The sequence below is a fragment of the Psychrobacter sp. genome, assembly GCF_018260395.1.
In the GTDB taxonomy this organism is placed as follows: domain Bacteria; phylum Pseudomonadota; class Gammaproteobacteria; order Pseudomonadales; family Moraxellaceae; genus Psychrobacter.
The window spans coordinates 1-10,338 of record NZ_JAGLBC010000088.1 but is presented as its reverse complement, the minus strand read 5'-3'; the positions used below and the strand labels follow the sequence as shown (position 1 = coordinate 10,338).

Annotated in this window: 6 protein-coding genes; all 6 read right to left on the bottom strand. The window is 38.8% G+C overall.

What is annotated here, in order from left to right; translation table 11 throughout:
- Positions 1 to 77 precede the first annotated feature (77 nt).
- Positions 78 to 665 carry a manganese efflux pump MntP family protein gene (locus tag QZ265_RS07560; protein WP_296404952.1) on the bottom strand — a complete coding sequence of 196 codons (588 nt, stop codon included), beginning with the start codon at positions 663 to 665 and terminating at the stop codon, positions 78 to 80.
- On the bottom strand, positions 665 to 2,194 hold the full coding sequence (locus QZ265_RS07555; protein WP_296404950.1) for a DUF6880 family protein: 1,530 nt from the start codon (positions 2,192 to 2,194) through the stop codon (positions 665 to 667). Before QZ265_RS07555 ends, QZ265_RS07560 begins: the two co-directional genes overlap by 1 nt.
- A gap of 325 nt (positions 2,195 to 2,519) precedes the next feature.
- On the bottom strand, positions 2,520 to 5,129 hold the full coding sequence (gyrB, locus tag QZ265_RS07550) for a DNA topoisomerase (ATP-hydrolyzing) subunit B (protein ID WP_296404953.1): 2,610 nt from the start codon (positions 5,127 to 5,129) through the stop codon (positions 2,520 to 2,522).
- 324 nt (positions 5,130 to 5,453) lie between these two features.
- The gene (gene recF / locus QZ265_RS07545; protein ID WP_296404947.1) at positions 5,454 to 6,842 is read right to left on the bottom strand and encodes a DNA replication and repair protein RecF; all 1,389 of its coding nucleotides are present in this window, start codon (positions 6,840 to 6,842) and stop codon (positions 5,454 to 5,456) included.
- Positions 6,843 to 6,893: 51 nt separating this feature from the next.
- Positions 6,894 to 8,069: a DNA polymerase III subunit beta gene (gene dnaN, locus QZ265_RS07540; protein ID WP_296404945.1), complete on the bottom strand. Its 1,176-nt coding sequence runs from the start codon at positions 8,067 to 8,069 to the stop codon at positions 6,894 to 6,896.
- Positions 8,070 to 8,288: 219 nt separating this feature from the next.
- Positions 8,289 to 9,698, bottom strand: coding sequence for a chromosomal replication initiator protein DnaA (gene dnaA / locus QZ265_RS07535; protein WP_296404943.1), 1,410 nt, complete (start codon positions 9,696 to 9,698; stop codon positions 8,289 to 8,291).
- Positions 9,699 to 10,338: the final 640 nt, after the last annotated feature.

Here is a 10,338-nt window from a genome sequence, read left to right as displayed (position 1 = left end):
TCTCGAGGTAAAATCTAGATTCGGAGCCGTTGCACTTCGTAATTGAATCCAAGTGTCAATAAAACGTGAATAGCTAATTATAAAACCATTTTAATACCAATGGCTATAAGCACTACACCGCCGAAAATTTCTGCTTTATCCTCTAACCTAGTGCCTGATTGACGACCCAAATATACTCCAAAGAAGCTAAATATAGCGCTCACAAGTGCGATAATTAAGCAAGCTAACCAAGCGTTGACTGACAATAGGTTTAATGTGAATCCAGCAGCCATCGCATCAATACTAGTAGCAATCGCCATAGTGGTCATCAGCTTATGGTCGATTTTAATATTCTCCACAAACCCACGCTCGTTCTCTTCGTCATTACTGCTTATGGCTTCGTACAGCAATTTTGCTCCCAGCCCGACGAGTATAATACAGCCAATCCAAGGTGCTGCTGATGCTAGCCAACCTAGTAATACTGATCCCAATAGATAGCCAATTAAAGGCATAATACCTTGAGCTATACCAAAGTAGAGCCCTGCCATTATCGCTACTTTCATTAGTATAGACTTTGCTTGTGTCGGGGTTGAATAGGCGATATTGGCCTGTTTTGCACCCAGCCCGATTGCCACTGCAAAAGCATCCATTGCTAAGGCAATCGCTAATAGAATCACTTGTGCCATTATTTTGCAACCTTTTCCCAAAAGCTACTTTTTTTCCCGTGTTTTGATTTCAATGAATCAATATACACTTTATGAGATTTAATACCGTTATAGCTGACGCAAAGCTTATTAAGCTTTACATCTAGATTATTTAGTCTATCTAGATAGCGAGCTGCTATATTATAAGCCTTGCTACGACCACTATTTAAAATATCATCAATTAAACTTCTGTAGCATATAATCTGAATCAAATCCGCACCTTCAGGTAAGGTCCCCAATAGCTCAGTTAACCTATTATAATGAACACCTTCAAATTCAGTCTGACGAGTTACTGCCATATTATTTGCCAGATCAATCTCCCCAACTTCTACTAAAAGTGCCACTGAGTTAATCACATCGTCTTGATTTTTAGCTAATTCTAAAGCCTGTGTTCGCAATTTTGCTTGCTGGCCGGGCTTACTTATTGCCATAATCTCTTTAAATCGCTGCGTAGAAGCATTTATAGCAAACGCTTCTCCTAGCATTTGTAACTGCTTATCAAAATTACCTTGTTTAGCATATGTTTTAGCTAACCAGTCTAGTTTTTCTACCTCATCCCTCTTACCCTGACTATGCCATTCATTATCTAGATAGCCTAACGCTAAATCAAATTCATCTTGTTCTAACATAAATGTTAGTAAGCTTTCTAATTGGCGCGGGTTAAGGGGTCTTTTAGGTCTATGTTTTAAATATAGACGCTCAAACATAGTCACGTCCTCAAGTGCTTCTGCCAAATATTCTAAGTATCTAGCAAGCTCACTTATTTTATAATCAAACTTTTTTGTATGTTCATAATCAATATCAAAAAAATGACCGACATATTGATTTTTAAAATATCGATTAGTCTTATTCTCCGTTTTTTGTTTTTGATTTTTCTCTTTTTCTGCCTCAATAACTAAGTCATCATAGGTTTGTTCATAATCTTCAATTAGATTTTTTATTTCATGTTTATCAAGCACTTGATTAATATTGAATAAAATATTATCTTTTAATCTATATTCATTATCCTCCATGACCTTTTTAACTTTTTCTATCCAAGCTTGGCTTAAAAAATCCTGTTCAGAGGCTGTAATATCTTCTTTTTCTTGCGTATAACAAACTTTTGCAAGCTGTAACCAACACTCGCTTAATTCGCGATAAACATCGCCTACTTCACCATTGGAATCATCACAACGCTCTATACTTTTATTGGTAGTCTCCATAAATAAATGAATCAGGTCAAAACAGGATTTTGGATGCGTCTGTTGTAAGCTCATCACATCACGTTTTAAAAACTCAAGCTCTATGGCAAACTCACTAGACTCCCAATAGTCAACAAATTTACTACGTCGTTTCAGTGATTTTATGGCTGTTGTTAGCTTTTTGATGAGCTTTGGTTTATCAGCTTGCAATAACAGTCGTTCTATCTTTTTATCCAATACTTTATCCACTCCGTGAGTATCGACAATAAAATCAACTAATATAGAGTTAGATAAACTCGCTAAAATTTTCTTTTGCTCATCATTAATCATATTGTTTGTCCCTATCAGGTTTTAATCAGTATAACCAAATTATGATACATAGCTTAACGCTTTTATAGAGCAATAACACCGATGCTGAAAAATAACCTATCTGTTTCAAACTTATTTAACCCATATTGGATAATGCTTTCACTCATTGTCCTTGATAGGTTTGTTTTTAGAAATGGTATAGTAATAGCTATTCCAAAGGTATTACAACAAACTAGTTTCACGTGAAACAATAAAAGCCACCTTGAATAACAAGATGACTTTTGATTTATAAGTGAGTTGCCAGTACGAATAATGGACAACCTTGCTGAACGGATGAGTCGATATACTAAATGTCTAAATTGGTCACCGTCAAAGCATTCTCTTCAATGAACTGACGGCGTGGTTCAACATCATCACCCATTAAGCACATAAACAAATGATCAGCGGCAATTGCATCTTCAATCGTTACCTTTAGCATGCGACGGTTTTCTGGATCCATGGTTGTATCCCACAATTGGTCAGCATTCATCTCACCCAACCCTTTGTAACGCTGTACGGATAAACCTCGACGGGCATCGATCATGACCTGCTGCCACAAATGATCAAAGTCGCGAAGAAGAATGTCTTTAGCGGCGCCAGTGTTGGTATCTCGACGGATAAACGAGGTATCCGTCAATAACGTATTCCATTCTGCCGACAAGCGAATTAAACGCGCATATTCACCTGAATTAATAAAACCAGCATCCAATAAATAATGTTGCGCTAAGTTATGCACATAAATGGTAATTCGTGGCAACCACTGTGGCTTAGTCGATAACATCTCGCTGTCTTTACCTTCCACTATTTCAGCATTTTCAATGTCATCATTCTGGCTGTCTACTTTAGCACCACCTTTGAATTTGAATTGATTTTGTGCATCTTTAGCGGCTTCAGATAACTCATCTGTTTGCGGAGCATGAATGTTGTCAAGTTCAATGACTGGAAAAAGATCACTACCAAAACGTTCTAACTGTTCTTGTAATTTGATCTGCCATTCACTCATAACGGCATGATCATAGGTCATGTCTGTGGTCAGCTTAGGTACATGGGTTAATGCATCTAACAATACCGCAGGATAGCGGATTTGTAACCGTGACTTAACCAGTTGCGTTTGGTTATAATCATTCAACAGTTTTTCTAATGCCTGACCGGTAATAGGTGGCGCATCTTCGTTAACGTGCAGATTCATTTCATCAATAGTAGAGGATAATAAATAAGCCTTTAACGCTTCATCGTCTTTTAAATATAACTCTTGACGACCCTTTTTAACCTTATACAAAGGTGGCTGAGCGATATAAACATAGCCACGTTCAATAAGCTCTGGGGTTTGACGGAAAAAGAAAGTTAACAGCAGCGTACGAATGTGCGACCCATCGACGTCAGCATCGGTCATGATGATAATTTTATGATAACGTACTTTATCTGGATTGTACTCATCCGGGCCAATACCACAGCCTAGGGCAGTAATTAAAGTGCCTACTTCAGCGGATGACAACATCTTATCAAAACGTGCACGTTCAACATTTAAGATTTTACCTTTTAATGGCAAAATTGCTTGCGTTTTACGGCTACGCCCCTGCTTAGCAGAACCGCCTGCAGAGTCACCCTCCACAATATATAATTCAGACAATGCTGGGTCTTTTTCTTGGCAATCGGCTAATTTACCAGGTAAACCCGCGATATCTAATGTTGTTTTGCGACGGGTTAATTCACGCGCTTTACGTGCAGCATCACGAGCACGTGCGGCATCGATAATCTTATTGGCAATGGATTTGGCAGCGCTTGGGTTCTCAAGCAAATAGTCATTAAACTTATCATGCATTGCTGACTCAACAGCAGATTTGACTTCACTAGAGACTAACTTATCTTTGGTCTGGCTTGAGAATTTAGGATCTGGTACCTTGACAGAAACAATCGCTGTTAACCCTTCACGGGCATCATCTCCAGTAGTATTTACCTTCTCTTTTTTCATCAGCTTTTCATTGTCCATATAGCTATTTAGACAACGGGTAAGCGCTGAGCGGAAACCAGATAGGTGAGTGCCACCATCTTTTTGCGGGATATTGTTAGTAAAACAAAGTACTTTTTCGTTATAGGTATCTGTCCACTGTAGCGCCGCTTCAACGACAATACCATCATCTTGCTCACTGATAAAATGGAAGACTTCATTTAAGCCTTCTTTGCCAGAATTGATGTAGGCCACAAACTCAGATAAGCCACCTTTGTGCTCAAATACATGCTGTTTATCAGAGCGATCATCAGTGAGTACAATACGTACACCTGAGTTTAGAAATGACAGCTCACGCAGGCGTTTGGCAAGAATATCAAAATCAAACACAGTGCCTGTAAAAACTTCCGAGCTTGGATAAAAGCGGATTTGGGTACCAGTACGTGGCGTTTTTTCTAATTCTTGGATATCGCTGTCTGGCACGCCGTCGCTATAAGTTTGCTGATAATGATGGCCTTCACGCCATATATTCAACTCAAGCTTTTTCGATAGGGCATTTACTACCGAAACACCAACACCGTGAAGACCACCAGATACTTTATAACTGTTGTCATCAAACTTACCACCAGCATGCAAAACCGTCATAATGACTTGCGCCGCAGACACCCCTTCTTCAGGATGGACATCGATAGGAATACCACGGCCATTGTCCATTACACTAACAGACTCATCTTCATGAATGATGATATCAATCTGATCGCAATGTCCTGCCAAAGCCTCATCAATTGAGTTATCCACTACCTCAAACACCATATGGTGCAAGCCTGTGCCGTCATCGGTATCTCCGATATACATGCCTGGACGCACGCGTACTGCTTCAAGCCCTCTTAATACACGAATATTTTTAGAGCTATACTCATCTGGGTTTACCCCTTCAGGCAAGTCTTCAACTTCGACCACATCTGGCATACCTTCGACTAGCTCTTGCTCGGTATTATGGTTTGATTCACTCATGTTTTATCCTTTCCTAAAACGGCAATGCTGATACAATCAACAATTCAGATGACATAGCAGTTTAACAATTCACTTGTCGATATCGCGTACTATTTGACTCACTATTTACTTAGATTTTGCAAAGTTTTCACTAAATTTCGGACCTTCCAATCTTGTCCGATACACGCAGGTCTATGCCAATATATTTATGCTAAAACTAAACCGCTATTATAGCATTTTATAGCGACAAAAGCATGAGATATAGGGGTTTGAATTACCAAGGATAATGTAGTTAGCAGACTAAACAACAGAAGATTCGGTGACTGTGCCATGTTTCATGTGAAACAGCTTCGCTTGAGGCCAATATGGTTTTATTTTGTCTATAATTTCCTGATCCAAACTAGTGATAAAAACTTGACAAGAAAGCTGAGAGAGCAATTTTAACAAAATATCAATGGCTCGGTCATCAAGTTCAGCACTGATATCATCTAACAATACCAAAGGCAGTAACTCGTTTTCATCACCCAAACCAGAGGGCTTGTCATTAACCTCTGCAACCCCAACCCCTTCAAACTCAGCTAATTTTGATGCAGCCAACTTTGATTCAGCTAACTTTGATACTGCTAATAAAGGCAACTGTGATAACCTTAAAGCAGTGATCAATAGCTTTTTTTCACCTCGAGACAATACATTGGCGGCTTGCTCACGAAAATTACCTATTACAGTATCCTCTTCTTGTTCAAAGTCTATCAAATCATTTTCAAACGCCTGCTCATCTTCCAAATTAAAAGGAGTGGCGTCGGAAGATATTGCAATCGGCTGCTCACTACCGCTAAACGCTTCATTATTAGAGAGTTGCTTACTTCGCTCTATGCTTTGCAGTCTAGCTTCAGCATCGTCTACCCACAGGACTTGTACATCGGCACGATGACAGCCAATACGTGTGTATCCCATCTGACAATCTTGAGTCAACCGCTGCTGCAAAAGTTCATCTAAAGCGATGTCAGTGTTATAGCCCGCACTGAAACGAAGTTGGATAAAAGGAGCATAGTCAGGTAGCAATTGATTAATCAAATCATTAAACAAAGGTTGCCACTCTTCAAAAGCTTGTTGCCTATAGTGAGTAATAAGTGCAGCGTGATTGGCCAACCCTTTATCCCATGCTGCCAATTCTTGCAATTGAGATTGCGACAATCTTGAAGATTGTTTCAACAAAGCATTTCTTTGTTTTAATAGTCTTTGATAAGACAACCACTGTGAATGAAAACCTGGTTTCACGTGGAACGTTATCCAATCCAATAATTGACGACGGCTACCACTACCTATTTCTAAGATGTCCATAGAGGAAGGATCAATAAGTAAAGTGGGTAATTGCTTGGTTAAAGCACTTTGAACATATACCGTCTGTTGATCAAGGCGCATAATACTACTGGCGTCTTGAGCTTTTTGAATCGCCATACTGCTACCATTAGTGAATTTAGCGTATACTGTGGTATGAGAGGCGTGATGAGAGATATAGCGCTTAGGTTGATGATGGCGAAAACTTTTACCTCGTGACAATAAGTATAAAGATTCCAACAAAGAGGTTTTACCACTGCCATTTGCGCCCACAAATACATTGCATTGCCCTACCTTAATATGAACTGTCTGCAAGTTACGTAAATGATGGACGCTAAGTTGGGTCAGCATATAACACTGCCTTTAATATTTGATGAACCTCTAATAAATGCAAACCCAAAACTAGATACGCATTGGCATAATGACATACTGGTGTTGCGAATCATTTAATTGAGTTACAAGTACTGAACTGTTTGCTTGGCTCATATGCAGTTGTACATCGCCCCCTAGAACGTCTAAAACATCTTGTAAATAAGCGGCATTAAACGACAGTTCAATAGGCTCACCTTGAAACTTAACTTGTAGGGCTTCAACCGCTTCATCTTGCTCAGCATTATTGGCTCGAACTTCAACATTGCCATCTTGTGAAAATTTGAAAATAACTCCGCGCGACTTTTCATTACTTAAAATAGAGACCCGTCTTAAAACATCTGTCATCTGTTCTTTGTTGGCCAATGCTATTTTATCAGTACTGTTCGGCATGACTCGACGATAATCAGGGAATTTACCGTCAATTAAGCGTGCTGTAAATGTCACTTTAATACTGTCATCAATCTTACCAGTGCTATCCACATTGCCAAATGGTAAGGTAACTTGCAAGAACTCCCGACCGAAGACTAAGGTTAGGTTTCCGTCATTATCTCCTACCAATTTACCAAGCTCATTACCCAAGCGCTCAAGCTCAATAACTGCTTTACGTGGCAAAATAGCCTGCATAGTAAAATCATCAGCTACCTCAATCACACTACGGGCCAAAGCCAAACGGTGACCATCAGTAGCCACAGTAGTCAACTGTCTTTGCGCGACCTCAAATAGCATACCTGTCAAGTAATAACGTACGTCTTGAATGGCCATAGCAAATTGTGTTTTGGCCATTAAGTCCATCAACACCGCTCGACTCAAAGTAAGGGGAGTAATATTAGCAGGATTGCCCAGTACGGGAAAATCTGAAGCGGGTAAAGTACCCAGTACAAAGCGGCTTTTACCACTGGTAATGATGCAGCGCTCATTGGCTTCAGCATTAAAATTAATCGTGGTATCTTTTGGTAAAAGCTTACAAATCTCATGAAGCTTATAAGCCGGAAGGGTAGTCGCACCGATAGAACCTGTAGCGCCGTTACCTAGCTTCACTTCTGCACTTAATTCCACTTCTAAGTCAGAAGCGGTTAAAATCAGAAGCTGCTCAGTAACTTCCAGCTTAATATTTCCTAGAACGACCATGTTATGGCGTTTATCTGCGGCCTTAGCAATCAAATTGATAGCTTTTAACAACAGTTCACGGTTTATTGACAATTGCATAATATTGGACTCTTTTATGAGGTCTTAATTTTCAAAATTGGGTAATACCCAGTTTAATATTTCTTATTAGATTAAACCAACATTTTATTATTGCTGCCAATTTTATTTCAACCATTGGCCTATTGGCATACTATCTTTATTAACGTTATTAAGTATACTCAATTATGTAATCTTATACACACCAAGTCTGGTATATCATCCCCTGCCCTTCGACAGTGACTAACCCGCTTGCAACGTCATCGACAGCGCTTTGTATTCTTTATCCAATACAGGATCTTCACTACGAAGCTGCGCCACCTTTTCACAAGCATGCATCACTGTAGTATGATCTCGACCGCCAAAAGATTGTCCGATATCAGGAAAACTGTCTTTGGTCAATTCTCGCGCCAATGCCATAGCAATTTGACGAGGCCGAGCAATACTTCGAGTACGCTTTTTACTCATTAGATCTTTAACCGACACATCATAGTATTCCGCCACCACTTTACGAATATTGTCCATACTTACAGCCTGAGAACGAATGGCTATCACATCCTTTAGGGCGTATTGCACCATATCCAAGTCGATAGGATTTCCGGTTAAATTTGCATTAGCAACCACTTGATTTAAGGCACCTTCTAATCGTCTAACATTAGATACTACGTTTTGAGCGATAAACAAAGCACACTCTTTTGGCAATTCTACGCCAGACAAACTGGCTTTCTTCTGCAATATCTGCATCCGAGTTTCCATCTCAGGAGGCTCAATAGCGACCGCCAAGCCGGAAGAAAATCTTGAACGAAAGCGTTCATCAAATTCAGTCATCTGTGAAGGATGACGATCTGAAGCTAAGATAACTTGCTTACCCTCGACCATAAAGTCGGCGAATAATGATAAAAATTCACTACTGGATTTACTTTTACCCGCCAACACATGCACATCGTCAATAATCAACAAGTCTACTCGTTTAATTTTTCGCTTAAACTGTTCAATTTTTTGATTGCGCAATGCATAAACTAGCTGGTTAATAAATTTTTCAGATGAAAAATAATAAAACGTTTTACCAATCTTTAAATATTTATGGGCTACAGAATGCATCAAGTGGGTTTTACCCAAGCCTGATGCACCATATAAAAACAAAGGATTATGCCGGTTTTGAGATTGTTTTTTACCCAACTCTTGACAAGCTTTGTATGCCAACATATTAGACTTGCCGCTAACAAAGGTTTCAAAAGTAAAATAAGGGTTAATATAACTTAACGATTTATCAGATGCCATTTGGGTAGCATCATTTCCATTACCAAGCGAATCGGCACTGACTGCAGGCATCGTTGAAGAGCCGGTTTGAGCTTGGCCTAAATTATTTTGAGCTGATGTTGTGTTGTGATGGGTAGGTTGAACACTACTTTCTACTTGAATGACGACTTGGCTTATTTCGCCATTACTATGCTGTTTAGCCAATTGTTCTATAACATCAAAGTGGTTTTCTTGAACATGGGAAACAAAATATTGATTTGGCGCAAGCAGTTCTAACTTATTGCCAACCACTTTGGCAGACAATGGGCGTAACCACATCGTAAACTCATTTTCTTTGAGTTGATATCTTAACTCATTAAGACATCTATCCCATAACGGCAAACTATCAGACATGACCCATTAACCCTAACAAAGCAAATAAAAAACAACGGTAGGGGAGGTTAAAAGATTAGTCTCACCCTGTATTATGCCGCTACTGTAGCACAAAAATACAAATATCACTATAATTATTCTGTGGATAACTTTGTGACTAACCCTGTGGATAACTAAATTAGCAAAGTTATACAGAGTTTAACAACAGGTTATCAACAATGATAACCACAGCTTATACATATGAAATAATTAATATTTTTAGAGTTATTCACAGATAAATAGGTCCCTAATAATAACAAAAGAACTATTATATATATAGTTATAGGGGACAGCGTCTTCTGTGGATAAGTTTTAACAGAACAACATTTGTATGCTATACTAGGTAAAACAGTAAAACTATTAATCGTACACTAATACTAAATTTTGATACTTAACCCAAGTACAATAAAACCTAACCAAGCAAAACAAAAATACAGAAACAGAAACAGAAACAGAAACAAAAAAGTCTACATTTGCAAATTATAAAACATAAAAACAGTTGCTCTTCTACCTACGCTACTATTCGCTTTTGCTATTCATTGAGATTTGGATGAACTGACTATCGTTTAGAAATGCTTTAAAACCTGCATTTATTATTGACAATAATGTCGCATACTGGCAT

Bases quoted from the DNA above. Each gene is read 5' to 3' on its own strand.
- QZ265_RS07560 (WP_296404952.1), bottom strand. From the start codon at position 665: ATGGCACAAGTGATTCTATTAGCGATTGCCTTAGCAATGGATGCTTTT.
- QZ265_RS07555 (WP_296404950.1), bottom strand. From the start codon at position 2,194: ATGATTAATGATGAGCAAAAGAAAATTTTAGCGAGTTTATCTAACTCT.
- gyrB (WP_296404953.1), bottom strand. From the start codon at position 5,129: ATGCCAGATGTGGTCGAAGTTGAAGACTTGCCTGAAGGGGTAAACCCA.
- recF (WP_296404947.1), bottom strand. From the start codon at position 6,842: ATGCTGACCCAACTTAGCGTCCATCATTTACGTAACTTGCAGACAGTT.
- dnaN (WP_296404945.1), bottom strand. From the start codon at position 8,069: ATGCAATTGTCAATAAACCGTGAACTGTTGTTAAAAGCTATCAATTTG.
- dnaA (WP_296404943.1), bottom strand. From the start codon at position 9,698: ATGTCTGATAGTTTGCCGTTATGGGATAGATGTCTTAATGAGTTAAGA.